The sequence below is a fragment of the Acinetobacter sp. YH12027 genome (assembly GCF_013420085.1).
GTDB classification, from domain to species: Bacteria; Pseudomonadota; Gammaproteobacteria; order Pseudomonadales; family Moraxellaceae; genus Acinetobacter; species Acinetobacter amyesii.
Map to the genome: position 1 here is coordinate 61,454 of NZ_VOYW01000004.1, position 20,040 is coordinate 81,493.

The window sequence follows — 20,040 nt, forward strand, 5'->3', positions numbered from 1 at the left end:
ACTTCCCTAAAGTAAGCCTATATCTTTAAATAAGCTTTGATAGGCTTCAGCTTTTTTTTCCAGTGCTAGTGGATAAGCTCTAGATGATGATGGCATACGGTATAAAGTCAAATCTCTGCCTGCAAATTCGATATGAACAGCATGCCCAATGTGTGGTTTTTCAGTATTTTCTGGCATCGAGAGCATCAAAGTATCAGTCGCCTTGTCTCCCGTCGTCATAATACTGCGGCAATTCGGCATCTGCGTGAGTAACTTCGCAATATCGGTTGGCTGATAAATCTGTAAAAACTTGTCTGATGCATTACCTTTCAAACGAATCACTTGATAGGCAGTATCAAAAATGCCTATGCCTGTTTCATTTAAAAAATCTCGAATGAGCTGTTCTTTAAAAGTTTTGCTATCTAGATTGAGAAAATGATTTTTATCCTGAAAAAAACATAGGCCAAAGATCTTCCACATGTCATTTTGAAAATTTGGATAATAAAAATCCATCTTCCAGCGTGTTTTGGGTGGCGGAAAACTCCCTAGCATCAAGAGTTTCCCATTTGATGGCAAAAATGGCGCTAAAGGATGCGTTTCGATTTGCGGACTCGCGTCGGAAATATCTTTGCTCATGTAGATTTAACTTCGCCCAATGATTGAATCATTATTGTCTATGAAAATTCTTCAGTGATATGTTTCGCTATTTTTTCAGCCCATAACTGATAAATTTCTTTACTCGGGTGAAAGCCGTCTTTGGCCATTTTTAATTTTTTTTCACGATAATCGTGTAAATCGTATTGAATTAACCGCATATTCGCTTGAGTATTAACATAATTTTTTAACAGCGCATTCATCTTCTTTGAATATTGTCCAAACAGCCATGACAATGGAAACGGTAAAGCTGGAAACTCATTCATTGGTGGCACACCTGAAATAATCAATAGCTGTGGATGAAACTTTTCCTCAACAGCTTGATATAAGCGCTGCTGGAGCTTCAACCACTGGTCTGGTTGTTTTAATGCTGTGACATCATTGACACCAACAGAACTGATCACGACATTAAAGTTCTGCGTAGTGACATTGTCCAAAGCATTGATGATTTGCTGGCTGTTATGCCCCGTTGTGGCTTCAAGGCAATAGTGAACTTGATAATCAGGCGATAAAATTTTAAGTAATTGTCCCAATAACGCATCCGACTGATGCTCGACGCCGACACCTGCTGCCGCTGAGTCACCAAGGATCAATACCGATAATGGTCGATTACCCTGAACAATCATTCCACAACGCTCTCCCACCGGTTCTGCTAAACGTGGAGTATTTTTTTTCACACGGTAACCTTGGATCAGTAATGCAGGTAATAGCAGCAGTGTTGATACTTTGAGTAGCATAATATTTAGCAAATTGAGAGCTTGTCGACTGCATTATTTTAATTAGTTTAAAAAACAAAGCATTGACTCTATTGTTATTTTTCTACATTTTCTTTTTTTAAAAGCACCATTCTGCGGCATATTGCTAGTTTTTTATATTAATAATGATTATCATTTATCTGATTTCATTCTACCTATTTTATTATTTCAATGAAAAAACTTTCCCTACTTTTTTTGGCTTGTTCTATGAGCTTTGCTATTTCTTCTGCTTTTGCCCAAACTCAAAATTCACCCGCTTTAACCGATACAACAGAAAAAAACATTTCCCCTATGCTGCTGCATGTGAAGATGTCAAGGCGCAAAGCCAAATATTATTAAACCTACAACATCAGTTAAATCAAAATCCAAAACAACATGCTCAAATTCTTGAAGATTTTTGGAAGCGTGTAGAGCTTATGGGTACACCAATCATTGAAAACTATGATGAAAAACATGACCGTATAATTTTTTTATGGAAAGGTGCGCAGCATAATGTACGCCTTATTGGTGGCCCGAGTAATGACCATAAATGGTTAACACGCCTACCAAATACCGATATTTGGTTTAAAGAATCGATTATTGATCATCGTTACATTGGCAGTTATAGCTTTGCTGTCGATTTACCGAACTTTGAAGGTTATCTGTCAAATTATTGTCCGCATCTGAATCCTAAACTTAAAGAATCAAGAACGCAGCGTCGTGCTGTGATACAAGTACAACGCATTGATCCTTTCAACAAAAACACTTATCTCGCAAGTGATGACACATCAGGCTTGCGTAATGAAAATTTTGTGGCCCTTAAAGATGCCCCGCCTTTTATTGATCCAAAACAATATCTAAATGTTAAACAGCCCAAATTACAAGAGTTTGCTCTAGATAGCAAAATTTTGAATAACTCACGTAAAATCCAAATTTACCAATCTAAAGCCAAGAAAAACCAGAGCTATATCACCGCTATATTTTTTGATGGTCAGCAATATAATGAATTACTGAATGTTCCAAAGGCATTAGACATTTTAGTTGAACTAGGTCAATTGCCATCAATTCAAGCCATATTTGTTTCTCCACCGAACGATCAGGAACGACCTAAAGAATTAACACCAAATGCAAAATTTTCAGCATTTTTTAGTGATGAACTGATGCCTTGGATTCAAAAAAATGCACCTGCAAAAGTCGATTCGAAGAAAACGGTACTACTTGGGTCAAGTCTTGGCGGTTTAAGTTCAGCTTATTTAGCCTTAGAAAATCCAAATCAAATTAGTCATGTCGTACCGTTATCTGGATCATTTTGGTGGCAAAATGCGCCGACAGACCTCCCTAATGGCATGAGTAAAATCATTCGGGATAAAAACTCACAACCTAAACAGCATTGGTTTATTACTGCCAATAGTTATGAGAGTTCACGCAATAATAATGAACTGAGTATTTTAGAGACTTCGCCTATTGTTGCAGCCGACTTAAAAAGCAAAGGTCATGATGTACATTACCAATCGTATATCGGCGGACATTCCTACGCGGTATGGCAAATTGCCTTACAAGATGCACTCAAACATTTTTTTGCGCAAAAGTAGTTTATAAACGTTTAGATCATAAAAAAGCCCTCAATTGAGGGCTTTTTTTGAAGATGGTACTGATTTAATTCCAGCGGTTTATGCGTTTAAAGGTTCCAAAATCATTGAAACGTACACCAACCTCACGCATGACTTGGTGTGCAGTTTTTGCAGTAAGGTGACGAATATAAAACGGCTCTTTTACCACAAAATGGTGAATGGCATGGGTAGAACCGAAGTTAAAGCAAAACAATTGCATTGGGAACAACCACCAAGGATTTAACACCTGAGTTTGTTTAATGACATCACGTGGGTCAATATCACCATAATAATGCATATTTGAGCTGATAAATTGTAAGCAGAAAGAGCGTATAAAGTTCGGAATAATCCAAACGACGGCTAGAAAATTAATCGTTGGAATTAATTTCACTAAATTGACTGACCAACTAATACTTTGTCCTAACATTGGAGCAATACCATTCACCACATGATAAATGACAAATACATACCAAATGCCGTAATAAACAAAACTTAAAGGAAAAAAACCAGTCAGTTGAGAGAACAATGCAGTTTTACGTTCTTTTTCAGGTTGTTTTTCAATGAATTTCCCAATCATTTTGAACATTTGAAATGGGCGCAAATACACCGTCATCAATTGATCGCTAATGACCAATAGACGACGTAATCCCCAAGGCATGCCATTACTAATGCCCCGTTCTTCCAAATCGTATTCTGAACCTGAATACTTATGATGATTGAGGTGCAAACGACGACGTGCCCAAGGACTAATGGTATTGGGACGTGCTAACCACACCAAGGCCAACATGAGATGGTGAGCCCACGGCGTCTTTTTAAAATACATATAATGAATCAGGTCATGTTCTAATTCATGTGTCAGTGACGCAAACATCGCCACCAAAATCACACAAGCCCATGCCGGTAAAATGCCAACAGCAAACGCCCAAGCTGAAACCAACATTCCCAGTAGCGCAAAAATAAGGATGGAAGCGCCTATAAAGTTTTGATGTTTTAAAATGGGATACTGCTGACGTAAGTCTTCACCAGCTTTCGTTACGACAGTTCTGACTTTGTTAATTAGCTGTTGATCTGTCATATCGGAAGACATAGACATAGTACAAACCTAAAAATTAAAGAACAGTTGTACATTAAAGCAAATTAAAAAAAAGGAAATCGCTATTTTGAGAACAAATCATCGTCTGTTCAAATATTCAACATTTTATTTATTTTCAATATCTTATTTATAAATAATCTGAGTAATTACTCCAATTTTTCTTTGCAAAATCGGCTGCTTTTAATGTCTTTTGATCACAGGTTTTATGTATTCCTTTTTAACCTACAGAGGAAGGTGAAGATCATTTGAGAATAAAAAAGCCCCAAAATTGGAGCTTTATTATTGAATAAAGGTTTAACCCAATTTATTCACAATTTTCAACGGCAATACTTTCATTGCAAGACCTAAAGGCAACCAGGGCCATTGTGGTACATAAGCTTTAACCGGTGCTTTCTCAATGGCTTTTGCTAAAAGATGTGAACCAGTTTTTTCATCGACTTCAAATGGCAGTTTTTTCGCACCTTCATTGATCTCTGTACGAATATAACCAGGGAAAATAGTCGTCACTTTAATTGGGGTATCAATCAGTTCTGCACGAATACCTTCAGCTAGAGCAGCAACACCTGCTTTACTCGCACCATAAGCCGTTAAATGTTTAGGCATGCCGCGCATAGCACTCATCGAAGAAATCACCACCAAATGCCCTGCATTTTGGCTACGGAAAATTTCAACCGCAGCTTCACATTGCGCTAATGCAGAGATAAAGTTAGTTTCAACTGTGGCACGGTTAATTTCAAAATTGCCTTTACCAATACGACGACCTTCACCGACACCTGCGTTGACAATAACACGATCAATACTGCCAAAATCTGCTTTAAAGGCACGGAATACTTCAAACACTTGATCGTAATTTGTGACATCGAGGGTTTTCGCAATCACTTTGATGCCATATTGGCTTTCCAGTTCATTTTTTAGCGTTTCTAGACGCTCTAAACGACGTGCGCAAATGGCCAAGTTGTAGCCTTTTTGTGCAAACTCGCGTGCCATTCCTGCACCAATCCCTGAGCTTGCACCTGTAATTAAAATTGTTTTAGCCATGATAATTCCTTTGTTTATCTTAGATCCAAGTCAATAAATTTGGATCAACTGCTTTTATAAAATGGTGTTCATTTAAACTGAGTAATTGCGGTTCATTTCCAACCAAACGCAGTGTTGTCATACTGGTATTGGCAATGGCCCAATTGAGTGCAAATGTTTTTTCTGGACTCAGCCCTAAAATTTTACCTACGGCAACGGAGATCACTCCACCTGAACTAAACACAACAGCATAGCGTGGTTTGGTTTCAGCCAGTTGAGTGCATAACTTTTCTAGCGCTGTTTCGACTCGACTTTTAAAATGTGACCAAGATTCATCATATTCATGATGAAATTCTCCACCTGTCCAACGCTCAATGGCGCCTTCAAAAATTTTCGATAAATAAGCACGTGGGTTTTCATGCTTAGATACATCTTCTTTTAATAAATGCGGTTGGTTAAATCGAGGTTCATATTGAGCAAAAACTTGCTGATGATTAAATTCATTCCACGCGTTATCTGTATCAACTTGTGCTTCTGGAAAGCATTCAGCCAATGCAAGATTGGCTGTTTGTTGATGACGTTGCATGGAGCCTGCAACCACATAAGGACTTTCTTTTAAAATACGGTCGAAATACTGTCCCAGCACCTTAGCCTGTAGCTCACCATTGGGAGAAAGCTTGTCATAGCTTTCTGCACCAAAAGAAGCCTGACCGTGCCGAATTAAATATATCGTGGTCATTTCCCTAAAATATCCTTCATTTTTTCAATATATTTTTGTGCCACATCATTGGCTTCAAGTTTTTGCAAACCGATAAGTTTTAAGGCACGAATATGTAAAGCATGGATCACAATCCAAAAATCTTTGAATGCCGGATTATTGGTTTGTTTGTGGTAAAAGCGGTAATAAATTTGCTGTGCGATCACGGCTAAACGGAAAATGCCGAACACTTCATAAAATGTCCAGTTGTCTGTTTGTAGACCAGTTTTTTCTAAGTAATATTCAACGACTTCTTTACGACTAAACATACCTTTCAAGTTAGTCGGCTGGCGTCGAGTCGCTTTAAAAATTGCGTTATCGCCACTTTCAACCCAATACGCTAAAGCTGAACCTAAGTCCATCAGTGGATCGCCAAGCGTTGCCATTTCCCAATCCAATACGCCAATCACTTGGGTAGGATCATCTGGATCTAAAATGACGTTGTCAAAACGCCAATCGTTATGAATTACACAGGTTTTAGAGTCAGCAGGAATATTGTCTTTGAGCCAATTACGGACATATTTAAAAGAAGGAACATTTAAGGTTTTGGCTTTTTCATAGCGTGCGTCCCAACCTTCCACTTGACGACGACAGTAGCCGTCGCCCTTGCCTATTTTTTCTAAAGCTGTGCCTTCATATGGCACTTGATGCAGTTCAATTAACTTGTCGATGACGTTGGTACATAACGCTCGAACTTGGCTTTCATCAAAATTTAATTCTTTGGGTAAGTTTGCACGTGGAATGATGCCTTCTACGCGCTTCATCACGTAGAAATCACAGCCAATAACTGATTCATCCTGACATAGCGCCACCATTTCAGGGAGTACAGGATAAAATTCAGATAATGCTTTCTGTACGTTAAATTCACGTGCCATATCATGTGCAGACTTGGCTTTGGTACCTTTCGGTGGACGACGTAAGATTAAATCAGCATTGTCGTATTTTAAGCGATAAGTCCAATTTGATGCGCCACCTGAATATTGAGTGACTTCAACAGGCCCTTCTATTTCAACGCCATGTTCAATCAACCAATTGCCTACGGCACGTACATCCAGTTCTTCACCCTCACGAACTGAACCGCCTACATCAATCACTGACATGCTTTTCTTCCTAAACTTGAATCTATCATGATGATAAAAATATAATTTTCTATAGTTTTATAGCATGGACAACTCGGGGTTGCCATGCCAAATATGTGACTACAACTTGTTTATTTTTTACGACGGCTGCTGTAACCGCGCTTAGCCAATTCTAATTTAGCAATCATGCCTTTATGTACTTCATCAGGGCCATCAGCTAGACGCAGTGAACGTGCTTGGGCAAAGAAACCTGTGAGCGGTGTATCTCGAGAAACCCCAGCACCACCGTGAATTTGAATCGCCATATCAACGACTTTTTCTAAGACACTTGGCGCAACCACTTTAATTGCCGAAATCTCGGTTAATGCAGCCATATTCCCTAGAGTATCCATTTTATATGCTGCATAGAGGGTCAGTAAACGTGCTTGATCGATCGCAACACGTGCTTCTGCAACACGCTCTAAATTGCCACCGAGTTTTAAAATTTCTTTACCAAAAGCAGTACGGCTCATACCACGGTCAATCATCAGTTCTAGCGATTTTTCAGCTGCACCAATACACCGCATACAGTGATGAATACGGCCTGGGCCTAAGCGACCTTGTGCAATTTCAAAACCTTGACCAGCGCCGCCAATAAAGTTTGCAACAGGAACACGTACATTTGTGAAGCTAATTTCTCCATGTCCATGAGGTGCATCATAATCACCAAAGACTGGAAGCATACGTTCGATTTTCACTCCAGCAGTTTCAACTGGTACTAAAACCATAGAATGCTGATGATGACGGTCTTTGCTTTCATCTGGTGTATGTGCCATAAAAATAATGATTTTGGCATTTGGATCACCTAAACCTGAAGACCACCATTTACGGCCATTCAACACAATTTCGTCGCCTTCAACGACAGCTGTTGCTTCCATATTGGTGGCATCACTTGAAGCAACAGCAGGTTCTGTCATGCAAAACACCGAACGGATTTTGCCTTCTAGTAATGGTGTTAACCACTGCTGCTTTTGTTGTTCCGTACCATAGCGCCAAATCACTTCCATATTGCCGCTGTCTGGTGCATTACAATTGAATACCGTGGGTGCAAGTAAGCTACGGCCTGAAAGTTCTGCGATGTGTGCATATTCTTGTACAGATAAGCCTTGCCCAAGTTCAGGACAAGGTAAGAACATATTCCATAAGCCTGCAGCTTTGGCTTTATCCTTTAAAACCTCTAACTGTGCCGGCCATTGCCATTTGGTCCAATCACCACCTTGGTTCAACTCATGAACTTCTGCCCAAAACTCAGTTTCTACAGGCTCAATTTCATCTTTAATAAACTTTTTTGTTCTTTCAATATAATCTTGTGCACGTGCTGAAAGTTCAAACATGACAACATCCTTTAAATATTATGTTCTTTACGCTTTACAACACCATAACCTGAAATCTAATATGAACAAAATGATTTAATTCAATAGATGAACATGAATAGTATTCATAAAAACACCGTCATCGATATGGGTGTGTTTCACCGTATGGATATCAATTTATATCCACTTTATATCGCAATTTATGAACAAAAAAGTATTTCAAAAGCTGCAAAAATTTTGTGTATTACTCAGTCTGCAGCGAGTCATGCACTTCAACGGTTAAGACAACATTTACAAGATGACTTATTTGTACGTGCTGGAGCAAAAATGCTTCCGACGCCATTTGCCGAGCAGATTTATCCTGTAATTAAAAATGCGCTTATTGCGATTCAAAGTATTTCTATCCAAAAACAACAATTTACTCCTTCAATGGTACAGAGCTTGAAAATTGCGGTACATGATGAAATTGAACCGATCATTTTTCCCAAGTTAGTTGAACACTTTCAACAGCAACAGTTTCAGATCCAATTTTCCAGTATTAAATTAGACCGCAAAACCATTGTGGCTGACCTTGCTGCACAGCAAATCGATTTTGCGATTGATCTTGAGCAAAACTTTGGTGAAAAGATCAATTTTCAAACCTTGGTTGAAGACCAATTCGTGATTTGTAGTCAACATCCTAAGATGGATGAATCTATTTATCTTTCTGCTCCTCATATTGGGGTTTCTTCACGACGTGCAGGTGTATTAGTCGAGGATATTTATTTAAACCGTAAAAAACACTCCAGAGAAATTTTTTTACGCTGTCAGCATTACTCTACTGCGCTACAAATTTTGGCACAGCAACCCAAGGCAATATTGACGATTCCACAAAATATTTTGACGCACTTACAGGTTGCTCCCGAACTGAATATTTTTGATGTACCTGTAGACTTGCCGAAAATTAAACTAGGGATGTATTGGCATAATGATTTGGAATTAAATTCACGGCATGTTTTTTTGCGAAGCCAAATTTCTAAAATTTTTGCTTAGGCTATTTTATGATGATATATTAGCTTGCTTAGGCTATTTACATGGATTTAGATTGAATTTTGCGTGATGAAACTTGCTGTATATTTATAGATCAAATGCTGATTATTTAATGTATTTTTAACTGACCGCCGGTTTATTCGACAGCCATAAATCATGAGTTCTTATAAAATCTAAATTCCTGTTTTTATGCGATATGACCTCGTTCATATCATTGTGTATGCTTTCAAATCTTTCCGCGAATTGGCTCATGGCTTTAGGTGCAGCACTGTGCCTGATCACAGTCTATGTTCTCTATAAAGTCACTATATTCTTAAAGGATTTTTTTCAACCCTTTAAGAAAGGAAAATCTTACCTCTGCCGTGTATCCGATATTAGTGATGGCGATACCCTCACCTGCTATCGGATGAATCTGAGACGTTCTAAAACCAAACTTCGCTTTGCTTATGTGGATGCGCCAGAATCGACACAAGCCTACGGTAAAGAGTCTGCACGCCTGATCAAATCTATGGTTTACAAGAAATTTGTTCGTGTAAAAATCACTGATGTAGACCGTTATGGACGCTGCGTTGGGGTCATTTATCGCTATCGTAAATGCATGAATGAAGAAATGGTAAAACGTGGTGCTGCGTGGGTGTACGAAGAATACATCCGTGACCAAAAGCATTTGCACTATATGATGAATTTACAAAGTAAAGCACGTAAACAAAAGAAAGGTTTGTGGAAAGCCAGTCGTCCAATGCGCCCTAAAGAGTATCGTAAATTACATAAATAACAGACCACATTACAGCATGGCTAAGGAATATTTGATGACTTAGCCATGTCTAATATTTGACCTTTTTTTACTTCGCTATACAATAATGCTGCCCTTTTGGGCATAGAAAATAAATTAGATAATTAAAATTGGAATAATAATGACTGAACTTACTTCAAGCGAATTGAATCCGTTTCAACAAGATCAAAATATTCAGCCTCAAATTCAAAAAGCCGATCATCCCCTGTCTCCTGAGGGACGTTTTGGCCGCCTGTCTTATTTAGCGTGGCTATTTATCATTAGTATGATTTATACCTGCCTATTGGGCATCAGCATCGCGCTGGGACTTTTTGCATTTTTCAATTCAGCAGAACGTAGTATTGAAGCACTTTTTAATTCATTCTTAGGACTCAGTGCAATCGCACTGATTGTCGTTTCCATCGTTGCAATGTTTGTCGCAATGATCTGCATTACGATCCGTCGTTTACATGATCTAAATAAAAGCGGTTGGCTCTGTTTAATTTTTCTCATCCCACTTGTCGGTACCATCTTTAGCATTTATGTGATGGCTGCAAAAGGCACTGATGGTGAAAATAAATATGGCATTAAGCGTCCAACGGAACAAACTGAGAAAGTCATTGGGTCATTGTATCTAATCCTGATGATTGTTTATTTATTGGTCATGATCCCATTGATGTTCAATATGCAAAGTATGATGAGCAATTTAGAACAAGCCCAATTACAAGAACAAGCAATGATGTCTGAAGGTGAACCTGAAGAATTAACGGATGAACAACTTGCGGCTTATTTAGAGCAAGCTGAATCAGAAGGTGAAGAACTTGCTTATGCAGATGGTGAAAGTGTAGAAATTTTAGAAAATGCAGACAGCTCAGCAGAAGATGCTGCAATTGCAGCTGCAGAAGCTTCTGTAGAATAAACACGCATTGTTTAGGGCATAAATGAACAATATGTATTGCAAGATATGCTTTGTAAGAAATGTTATGCAAGAAAACCTGTGTGCGCACAGGTTTTTTTATACCTGTTATTTATGCTTTAAGTTGTTCACTTGAATTCAAAATAAATAAGGCATAAAGTTGCGATAATTTAGTTACCCTAGTTAACTATCATGAATTCCACATTAGGTTTCCGCTCTTCACTTCTACGCTGTGCGCGTTTGATGAGTGATGAAATCAACACGATTTTATTGCCCTATCAATTGAACTATTCGCTTTGGCAAGTCATGTTTGTCATCCGTGAAAAAACCGCTTGTACATCTATTGAAATGGCGGAATATTTAAACGTATCCAAGCCATCTATCACAAAGCGAGTCAAAATTCTTGCACAGATGGATATTTTGAGTCATGTACAAACTGACGATAAACGTCAAAAGAAAATGATGCTCAGCGAGACTGGACGTGAGTTATTTCAGCAATGTGCAAAAGACATAGATGCCTTTGAGCAGCGCCTGATCGCGCCATTAGCTAGCCAAGATATCCAACACTCCATTCAAATTTTACACCGTGTCATGCAAGAACTTGAACACAGAAATGTAGGTGATGATCATGCAAGATAAAGCACCACTTTGGACTCGAAATTTTATTTTAGTCAGCGCCATTAACTTCCAATTGGTTTTAACCTTTTATCTCTTGGTTGTGGTGATCGTGGGCTATGCGGTGGCTGAATTGGGTGCGACTACAGCCCAAGCAGGTTTAGTTTCAGGCTTGTTCATTGTCGGCACATTGGTCGGGCGTTTATTGGTGGGTAAGTTCCTAGAACGTTTTGGTCGTAAAACAACACTGATCGTTGGTTTAATTGGCTTTTTAGTCTTTTCTGGTTTTTACTTCATTCAGTTTGGCGTCGGCATGTTGCTTTTCATACGCTTTATGCATGGCTTTATGATGGGTATGGCATCAACAGTGCTGGGTACCTTAATTGCTCAAATCTTACCGGCTACACGTCGCGGTGAAGGCATTGGCTACTACAGCATGAGTAGTACTTTAGGTACAGCTATTGGGCCATTTCTTGCCATTTGGATGATGTTACACATTGGTTATCACGCGATTTTTATCGTTTCTACGATTATCGCATTGAGCTGCCTATTGGTTGCCTTGCTGATTCAAGTGCCCGATTTACCCAAAATCAATAAATCCCTCGATACTGTTGAAGCTGTCAAAAAACCGAGTTGGATTGCTCAATTTGTAGAACCTAAAGCATTACCGATATCGTTCATCATGCTTTTCGCTTCAATCTGCTATTCAGGCGTATTGTCTTTCATTAACTTCTATGCCAAAGAAATCGATTTGGTTGAAACAGCCTCGTTTTTCTTTTTGATGTATGCCATTGCGATTTTAATTTCTCGCCCATTTACAGGCCCGTTGATGGACCGTAAAGGTGAAAATGTAGTGATCTACCCTGCTTTTGTGATTATGGGCGTGGCATTGGTATTGCTCAGCATCACTCAGAGTTCATGGATGCTTTTACTTTGTGCAGGCCTACTTGGACTCGGTTATGGCAATATTCAGTCGGTCTGCCAAACAGTTGCCGTGAAAAGTGCACCGCTTGAACGTATGGGCTTTGCCACTTCGACTTTCTTTATCTTTTTAGATGCCGGTTTAGGCTTTGGGCCATACTTTATCGGTAAATTGCTCGACCATATTGGTTACTCACAATTGTATTTGTATAGCGCATTTGCTGCCTTTGCATGTATTGGTACCTACTACATTTTACATGGTCGTTATGCCGTTCGAACCGCTTAAACTGTATTTAAACATCAAATCGTCGGCTGAAACGTCGACGATATTCTAAGGGGCTCAGCCCCGTTTTTTTTTGAAATAACCGTCGAAATGAGCTTGGGTCACTATAGCCGACCTCTCGCATAATCAGATCTAATGCGTGTCCCGTTTCTTCTAAACGCTTTCGTGCAGCTTCTATCCGTATTGATTGTAAGTATTGATTGGGAGGAATATCCAAAGCCGTTTTAAAATGTCGAATCAATGTCCTCGTTGTCACATTAAACTGCGCCGCAAGTTCATCTAAGACTATATTTTCATGATAATGCTGTTCCAACCAATCTTGAACTTTTTGCACCAAACCATCCTGATGCGGTTTAGATATTTTCAATAATGAATAGGACAACTGACTATCACGACGATAATCCAATACAAATGATTTTGCCGTATGGATTGCGGTTTCAAAACCATAAAAACGTTCGATTAGGTGTAGTCCCAAATCAAACCATGCTAAGCCGCCGCCTGCACAGTAAATATTTTGATCATGGCTAATCAGCTGATCTGCATTCAGTCTTACCAAAGGATAGCGTTCACGAAACATTTGCTGAAAGCCCCAATGCGTCGTTGCCTGCTTACCATCTAAAAGCCCTGCTTCTGCCAGAAAAAAATTACCCGTACAATTTCCTGCGATCAGTCCGTTCTGCAATTGCCGAGTTTTTAATAACTCGATCAGTGCTGAATTTTGCGCTAAAACATCTAAGATCGGCGCGCCTATCGTTGGGACAATGATGATATCTGCATCTGTTATTTCATAAAATGCTAGATCGGCATAAAGCTTGATGCCATTGATACATTGCACAGCTTGACCATGTTGTGAGGCAATTTTGACCTGAAATAGCCGCTGCACATTTTGTTTTTGGATCCGGTTCCAACTGACACCCGCCATTGCAAATAAATCAATGACCCCAGTAATCGCGGAAGCCAAAGCACCATCAAATGCTAAAATTATGATTTTCTTCATTTAAAGTTCAAATTATCAAAATGTCATTTTTAACTTATTAAGTGTCATTATTGACAATTCTATATCTAAAAATCAACTGCTAGTCTTGATGCATAAAATTAGACCCGATTAGAGATTGAGCAATGGCGCAGTTAATCAATGACAAAGATTTAAATTTTTTGCTATTTGACGTGTTTAAAGCGCAAGACTTAACGCATTACCCACGTTTTGCTGAGCATGATGCTGAAACCTTCAAAAGCATCCTAGAAACTGCACAAGGTATTGCTCAAGACTTTTTTGCACCCCATAACGCAACAGCCGATCAAAACGAACCAACCTTTGATGGTCAACAGGTTAAAACCATTGCAGAAGTCAAAATGGCATGGAAGCAATTTGCAGATGCAGGCCTGCTTTGTGCGCAGCATGATTATGATGCAGGCGGTATGCAACTTCCGACTTTGATCAACATGGCTGCAAATGCTTATTTCATGTCAGCAAATCCTTCATCAGTGGCTTATTCATTTCTAACCGCTGCGGCTGCAAATGTGATTCAGGCTTTTGGTACGACTGAACAAAAAGCTATGTTTGTACCGCATATGTTTAGTGGTCGTTTTGCAGGAACGATGGCCATGACTGAACCTGATGTGGGTTCATCTTTAGGTGATTTGACCACAAAAGCCATACCGCAAGCTGATGGTACCTACCTCATCAAAGGCCAAAAGATGTTTATTTCAGGGGGTGACCAAGACATCACTGAAAATATCGTCCATTTGGTCCTTGCTCGCATCCAAGATGCACCTCAGGGCGTAAAAGGTATATCTCTGTTTATTGTTCCGAAGTTTAAAACCCTGAGCGATGGTTCACTTGCAGGCGCCAATGACGTTCAACTGGCTGGCTTATTGCATAAAATGGGCTACAGAGGTACAACATCGACAGTACTGAGCTTTGGTGAAAAAGACCAATGTACAGGCTATCTGATTGGTGAAGCAGGTGCTGGTCTTAAATATATGTTTAAGATGATGAATGAAGCACGAGTCGGTGTCGGCTTAGGTGCAGCCATGATTGGATACCGTGGCTATTTAGAGTCACTCGAATATGCCAAAAACCGTCCACAAGGTCGCTTAGTATCAGATAAAAATCCTGCCTCAAAACCTGTCAATATTATTCAACATACAGATGTTAAACGGATGCTTTTGGCACAAAAATCCTATGTGGAAGGCGCACTCGCATTATGCCTATTTGCTGCACGATTAATTGATGAACATCAAGCCGCTAACAATGAAGACAGCGCGTTGTTATTAGATTTGATTATCCCTGTCGTCAAATCATTCCCTTCCGCCTATGGACCAAAAGCCAATGATTTAGCCATTCAAGTTTTAGGTGGCGCTGGCTATACCCGCGAATATCCACTTGAACAATGCTATCGCGACAACCGCTTAAATCCGATCCATGAAGGTACATTTGGTATTCAATCTTTGGATTTGTTGGGTCGTAAGCTTTGGCAGCACAACAGCAGAGGTTTGATGCTGTTATTACAACGTATGCAAAATACGATTGATCAAGCTCAACATCCAAAAACGGAAGCGCTTGCAGCGATTTTTTCAGGGCATTTAAACACGGTGAAGAAAACCACACAAAGTTTGGGACAAGTCCTCGCACAAGGTCGTGTCGATCAGGTACTGGGTAATTCTGCCTTGTATCTAGACATGATGGGCAAAGTCATCATTTCATGGCTATGGCTTGAAATGGCTAATCAAGCTCTTGTGAAATTTGAACATTCAGATTTAGCTGAAGATCAACAATTCTTAGCCGGTAAATTACAAGCCGCGCAATATTTTATCCGCTGGGAATTACCTGAAATAGAGCACCAAGCCAAGTTATTGCTAGAACTTGATGATACTTGCCTCAACATGCAAGAAAGTTGGTTCTAGTCACCCGTTTAGCTCAGTCCTCAATGGGCTAATCTGGACAAGGTTTTCACGGATGAAAATCTTGTCCAACCCTATCTATTTCAATATAACTGCAATAAAAAAGGAACATAGTTTCGTTCCTTTTTTATCAAGATAGTGTGCTATACGCCGCAATTATTGGAAGACTTTAAAACGAGCGGCATCATCCATATAGCCTTTTTCTTTCGCTTCACCTTCCACTGAACCAAAAACCAATTGAGCACGAAGTTTCCAATGCGCAGGAATGTCCCATTCCGCATGCACTTGTTCATCCACAATTGGGTTGTAATGCTGTAGTGATGCGCCTAAACCTTCGGTGTGTAACGCAGTCCAAGTCGCAAATTGGGCAATGGCAGTTGAATGCTCTGCCCAAATCGGAAAGTTTTCTGCATAAGACGGAAACTGTGCTTGTAGAGCACTGACCACATCTAAATCTTCAAAGAACAAAACCGTACCTAAACCTGCTGCAAAACTTGCCATTTTACCCGTCGTCTTCGCAGCACTTTCTTCATCTTTTGCATAAGATTTTAATTTGTCAGCGACTAAGCCCCAAAATTTTTCACTTTCACCAGTAGAGTCTGTTGATATTTAATTATGCTCATTTAGAGATATTTATGCAGCTGATTTTAAATTAATTTCTGTATGAATAATCGTACAGCCTTGCTGAGAATGAATTTTGAAATTTCCGCCTATACGCTCTACACGCATTTTCATACTTCGCATGCCGATACTCATGCCATGATTAGAAACACTCTCAACATCAAAACCGACGCCATCGTCTTCAATGGATAATAACAATGCACCATTCTCGAATTGTGACAGCGTCACATTGACATGATTTGCTTGGCTATGTTTCACAATATTGGTCAGGCTTTCTTCAATCACTCGTATTAAAGTCAGGCACTGAATTGCCGTTGGTTTGATCGCCCACTGCGAAGGAATGCACCATTTGGCATTCATTTCCACTTCATCCATCAACTGGCTAAAGCGATGTCGAACTGGTGCGATCCAGAGCAAAGGTGAATCTGGCACTTTACTATCCAAAGATGATCCACTATCAATAATTTGTCTTAAATCATCCCGAAGTAATTTCAACATCGATAAGAACTGTCTGTTTGGAATATTACTTTCACATTGGTCAACCAAAATCATCGAGCGCACAATAGATGCGCCCAGACCATCATGCAGATCATGTGATAATTTAATCCGTTCCTGTAAGCGTACATTACTCAGTTCAAGCTGATGTTTATCATTCAAGCTACTGCATAATTCATCACTGACTTTCTGAACTTCAAATGCCAAATCATCATTATATTTTTCAATTTTCTGTATATTCCGATTGAGCCTCGCCCCCAAAATCACCACGATAAATAGGGTAATAATCGGTGAAGTAAAGGGAGATAACGGTGTAAAACCTTCTTTTGGAAAGAATACCAAGGCTGTGATGTCTGCAATAACAATCACAATGATCGCAGTCATACACATTGCTAATAAAGTGTAGTCTCTACGTTTTTCTTTAAAACTAATCCAGCAAAGATAAATGTAAGTGATAAAAAAGAGGATGCAATATAATAAGAAAATGAGGCTCGAAATTTCCGCATTTTGTTCAAATGGCCAAATACACACTACACCAATCAGAGCCGCAGTGAGCATAGTACAGGACAATTCAATTCGCGGAAATTTACGTCCAACAAAGCGCAAGATATAGATGCTAAAACACTGAAAGTACAGCATTGAAAATATCAAATTGGCTTTGGTGGAAAAAATCGAATTTGGATATGGAAAGGTTTCAGTGGTCAGAGCATTACTGAGAAATAGAATCCACAAAACAGTTGAAAGTGCAAACCAACCAAAGCTCGTATCACTGCGACGCATCAACCAAATAATGAAGCAAATTAGACCCAAGACCCCGGAAAGAAAAATATTCAACTGTAAAATGGTTCGACGTGTCCACGTAGCTTCTTCGGCCTTCTCTATTGTTGCCATGACATTGTTAAATTTCACCGGACCCAAGCCAGCATTTAGACTCGAGTAGCCATAAACATAGATCAAGGTTTCATTATGATCATGCTTGATTCCACTTATCGGTAAAATCCAATAGCGTGCAACATTCCAACTTTTAGAGACCGGTTCTTGAAGATTTTTATTGGTCCACAGCAAGTCGCCATTCAGAAAGACTGAACCCGTATTAATAATGTAATCAACATATAGTGCGATGGGTTCTGCCAAACGCGCATTATTTTTACAGTACCAAGACCAGTCTAATTTATACCAAGCACCACCTTGATAACCCTCCCAGTCTTTATCTTCTTTCCAACGGTCAGGTAATTGCGTGGTTCTCCATCCCGTTCTGGGTAATTCTTGATTGGATGGTGTCTTCACCCGTGAAATGCTATTCACAGTTACATTACATTGATCATTTACAGGGAAAACTTGCTCTGCATGACTCAAGCTCCCCCATACTAAACAGAGGATAAATAAGAAAAAATATCCTCCTTTACGCATTATAGAATACCCATAGATCTTGCTGTACTCACGGCTTTGGTTCGTTTCGTTACGGCTAATTTGCGATAAATATGTTTAATATGGCTTTCTACCGTATAGCGTGAAACAAAAAGCTGTTCAGCAATCTCACGGTTACTCAAACCTTGAGCAACCAAACATAAAATTTCTTTTTCACGACTAGTCAAGAGGTTCAAGTCTGCTTCATCGGCGACTGTTTGTTCTGGACTTGGCGCTTCGGCTTCGGATATTTGTTTAAGGATTTCTCGTGCAATAAATGGGTCAATCGGCGCCCCACCACGTAAAATACTCCGAATAGATAAAAGTACTTCAGCATCATCACGTTCTTTTAATACATAGCCCGTTGCACCTGCTTTAATTGCGGCAAATAAGCTTTCTTGTGTACTCCATGCAGAGACAACCAAGATCATGGTATTACTTTCGAGGGAACGTATTTTTTCAATAATTTCGATACCACTACCATCAGGCAAACCTAAGTCAACTAAGGCTAAGGATATCGGTTGGGTCTCTACGGCTTGAATAGATTCTTTAACATTTTTGGTGAAGATAAGCTCTTCACGCTTATAACCCAGCTCTGTCAAAATTTGACGTAAACGTAATTGAATAATTTCCTCATCTTCAACGACGAGCACCGGTACGGGTAGTATGACTTCTTGTGGTGACATGATTTACTTCCCCCGAAAAAATGAAATGTCTTTTACATTAATGAGTTTAATCCTTTTAGGATATCCCTATAATTAAGTAAATTTCTTATTTTTTAACAATTTATTCTAATTCAATTGATGCAGCTATGATGCATTTTTCTTCTAATTTTAAATCCATTTAACATTACAATATGTGTATAGCCATCAGTCTGACTATACACTGCACTTAGCTTAAACTTGAGTGTGATTAGCTCAAATATTGCTTCTTCAGATATTTTACAATTTTTTCAGATTCAAAAAGTTCTACACCAGTATTAGGATCTTTCAAATATGGCACTTGAATATTGTTCCCCATGATTTTTAACACTTGTTCACGCTTGCCACCTTTCAGGGGTACATATTTACCAGGTCTTAAGCGCATTACCGCTAATCCCTGATCTTGCCAACGTTCCTTAGCCACATTATGAAAGATATATGCCAATTCCATTTCAGACAATGCGCTACGTACGATACGTGTATATGGACTCGCTTCAAAACCCCATAGTTCTAAGAGTTGACTTGGAGCATCACGATGAATGACTTTACGGTGCACCCACACGCCTTGAGCCCCATTAATTAAGGTTCCAACATAGGCAACATACGGAATTTTAGGATAATTGGCATATTTCTTAGGAGTCTGACCTGTTTTGCCATAATGTTTAAATAGATGATGAATTATTTGCTGAGATTCGTACAAACGATCCCCAGTATTGTCATCCACCAAGAAAGGGAATTGCTGTTTTCCACCTAATTTCTGTACCTCTAAACGGTACTTTTTAGCCCCTTTGGGACATGGGTAAACCTCATAATCCAAATTAAGTGTGGTCAAAACTTCACGCACACGACGGCAATACGGAGAACCTTCAAATTCGTACAGTTTAAGGGCTTTATCAGGTTGTTTCGGATAAGGCGTCCCATTTGTACCTCGTCCGCCTTCTGCTACGCCTGAGAGCAACGCTTGCGCCACTTTTAATTGATGCAACAACATACTTTTTCCTTTCTTCTTTTATTTCGTATTTTTATACAACAGCCGAGAGTCCTCAGCTGATGTTTGTATTTTCTTTTTCACATTTATATCGTCGTGTATGAGCAAGAATT

Annotated in this window: 19 protein-coding genes and 1 pseudogene; 8 read left to right on the forward strand and 12 right to left on the reverse strand. The window is 39.4% G+C overall.

Translation table 11 applies throughout. The annotated features are described in order from the left end of the window. Window positions 1-6: 6 nt before the first annotated feature. The gene (locus FTT94_RS01250; RefSeq protein ID WP_180170081.1) at window positions 7-615 is read right to left on the reverse strand and encodes a uracil-DNA glycosylase family protein; all 609 of its coding nucleotides are present in this window, start codon (window positions 613-615) and stop codon (window positions 7-9) included. Window positions 616-653: 38 nt separating this feature from the next. Then, a complete protein-coding gene (locus FTT94_RS01255; protein ID WP_180170082.1) occupies window positions 654-1,370 on the reverse strand; it encodes an SGNH/GDSL hydrolase family protein in 717 nt (238 codons plus the stop codon). 143 nt (window positions 1,371-1,513) lie between these two features. Between FTT94_RS01255 and FTT94_RS01260 the strand changes: the two genes are divergently transcribed. After that, window positions 1,514-2,959 (forward strand): alpha/beta hydrolase-fold protein, encoded by a 1,446-nt coding sequence (locus FTT94_RS01260; protein WP_180170083.1) that lies wholly within the window; start codon window positions 1,514-1,516, stop codon window positions 2,957-2,959. Window positions 2,960-3,023: 64 nt separating this feature from the next. Here FTT94_RS01260 and FTT94_RS01265 read toward each other — a convergent pair whose 3' ends face one another. From FTT94_RS01265 to FTT94_RS01285, 5 genes are all read right to left on the reverse strand, one after another. Then, on the reverse strand, window positions 3,024-4,070 hold the full coding sequence (locus FTT94_RS01265) for a fatty acid desaturase (RefSeq protein WP_180170084.1): 1,047 nt from the start codon (window positions 4,068-4,070) through the stop codon (window positions 3,024-3,026). 294 nt (window positions 4,071-4,364) lie between these two features. Continuing rightward, window positions 4,365-5,108 carry an SDR family oxidoreductase gene (locus FTT94_RS01270; RefSeq protein ID WP_078193819.1) on the reverse strand — a complete coding sequence of 248 codons (744 nt, stop codon included), beginning with the start codon at window positions 5,106-5,108 and terminating at the stop codon, window positions 4,365-4,367. 19 nt (window positions 5,109-5,127) lie between these two features. Continuing rightward, window positions 5,128-5,826, reverse strand: coding sequence for a histidine phosphatase family protein (locus FTT94_RS01275; protein ID WP_180170085.1), 699 nt, complete (start codon window positions 5,824-5,826; stop codon window positions 5,128-5,130). Continuing rightward, complete coding sequence (locus FTT94_RS01280; protein WP_180170086.1) at window positions 5,823-6,944, reverse strand: phosphotransferase family protein; 1,122 nt, start codon at window positions 6,942-6,944, stop codon at window positions 5,823-5,825. Before FTT94_RS01280 ends, FTT94_RS01275 begins: the two co-directional genes overlap by 4 nt. Before the next feature lie 110 nt (window positions 6,945-7,054). After that, the gene (locus FTT94_RS01285; protein ID WP_168377546.1) at window positions 7,055-8,296 is read right to left on the reverse strand and encodes an acyl-CoA dehydrogenase family protein; all 1,242 of its coding nucleotides are present in this window, start codon (window positions 8,294-8,296) and stop codon (window positions 7,055-7,057) included. A 93-nt stretch (window positions 8,297-8,389) separates the two neighbouring features. On the opposite strand from FTT94_RS01285, the gene FTT94_RS01290 reads away from it, so the two are divergent. The 6 genes from FTT94_RS01290 to FTT94_RS01315 all read left to right on the forward strand — a co-directional run bounded on the left by FTT94_RS01290 (window position 8,390) and on the right by FTT94_RS01315 (window position 12,814). Further along, entirely contained in the window at window positions 8,390-9,307 is a 918-nt protein-coding gene (locus tag FTT94_RS01290; protein ID WP_180078891.1) for a LysR family transcriptional regulator, read from the forward strand. A 217-nt stretch (window positions 9,308-9,524) separates the two neighbouring features. Further along, entirely contained in the window at window positions 9,525-10,079 is a 555-nt protein-coding gene (locus FTT94_RS01295; protein WP_180003725.1) for a thermonuclease family protein, read from the forward strand. Window positions 10,080-10,218: 139 nt separating this feature from the next. Beyond that, window positions 10,219-10,995, forward strand: a complete 777-nt coding sequence (locus tag FTT94_RS01300) for a DUF805 domain-containing protein (protein WP_180170087.1) — start codon at window positions 10,219-10,221, stop codon at window positions 10,993-10,995. Between the two features lie 18 nt (window positions 10,996-11,013). Continuing rightward, the gene (locus tag FTT94_RS16880; protein WP_354667282.1) at window positions 11,014-11,115 is read left to right on the forward strand and encodes a hypothetical protein; all 102 of its coding nucleotides are present in this window, start codon (window positions 11,014-11,016) and stop codon (window positions 11,113-11,115) included. A gap of 69 nt (window positions 11,116-11,184) precedes the next feature. Then, window positions 11,185-11,631, forward strand: coding sequence for a MarR family winged helix-turn-helix transcriptional regulator (locus FTT94_RS01310; RefSeq protein ID WP_180170088.1), 447 nt, complete (start codon window positions 11,185-11,187; stop codon window positions 11,629-11,631). Further along, window positions 11,615-12,814, forward strand: coding sequence for an MFS transporter (locus FTT94_RS01315; protein ID WP_180059604.1), 1,200 nt, complete (start codon window positions 11,615-11,617; stop codon window positions 12,812-12,814). Before FTT94_RS01310 ends, FTT94_RS01315 begins: the two co-directional genes overlap by 17 nt. 7 nt (window positions 12,815-12,821) lie before the next feature. Here the strand turns inward: FTT94_RS01315 and FTT94_RS01320 are convergent, their stop codons facing one another. Then, window positions 12,822-13,808: a GlxA family transcriptional regulator gene (locus FTT94_RS01320; RefSeq protein ID WP_180170089.1), complete on the reverse strand. Its 987-nt coding sequence runs from the start codon at window positions 13,806-13,808 to the stop codon at window positions 12,822-12,824. A 122-nt stretch (window positions 13,809-13,930) separates the two neighbouring features. On the opposite strand from FTT94_RS01320, the gene FTT94_RS01325 reads away from it, so the two are divergent. Further along, window positions 13,931-15,718, forward strand: a complete 1,788-nt coding sequence (locus FTT94_RS01325) for an acyl-CoA dehydrogenase (RefSeq protein WP_180170090.1) — start codon at window positions 13,931-13,933, stop codon at window positions 15,716-15,718. 153 nt (window positions 15,719-15,871) lie between these two features. Here FTT94_RS01325 and FTT94_RS01330 read toward each other — a convergent pair. From FTT94_RS01330 to FTT94_RS01345, 4 genes and pseudogenes are all read right to left on the reverse strand, one after another. Beyond that, window positions 15,872-16,306: pseudogene (locus tag FTT94_RS01330) on the reverse strand (nitroreductase family protein); the annotation flags it as partial. Window positions 16,307-16,348: 42 nt separating this feature from the next. Beyond that, window positions 16,349-18,187 carry an ATP-binding protein gene (locus FTT94_RS01335; RefSeq protein ID WP_306670670.1) on the reverse strand — a complete coding sequence of 613 codons (1,839 nt, stop codon included), beginning with the start codon at window positions 18,185-18,187 and terminating at the stop codon, window positions 16,349-16,351. A 53-nt stretch (window positions 18,188-18,240) separates the two neighbouring features. Then, window positions 18,241-18,924 carry a response regulator transcription factor gene (locus FTT94_RS01340; RefSeq protein ID WP_078188703.1) on the reverse strand — a complete coding sequence of 228 codons (684 nt, stop codon included), beginning with the start codon at window positions 18,922-18,924 and terminating at the stop codon, window positions 18,241-18,243. Between the two features lie 226 nt (window positions 18,925-19,150). Further along, window positions 19,151-19,930 (reverse strand): glutathione S-transferase N-terminal domain-containing protein, encoded by a 780-nt coding sequence (locus FTT94_RS01345; protein WP_180088415.1) that lies wholly within the window; start codon window positions 19,928-19,930, stop codon window positions 19,151-19,153. Between the last annotated feature and the right edge of the window lie 110 nt (window positions 19,931-20,040).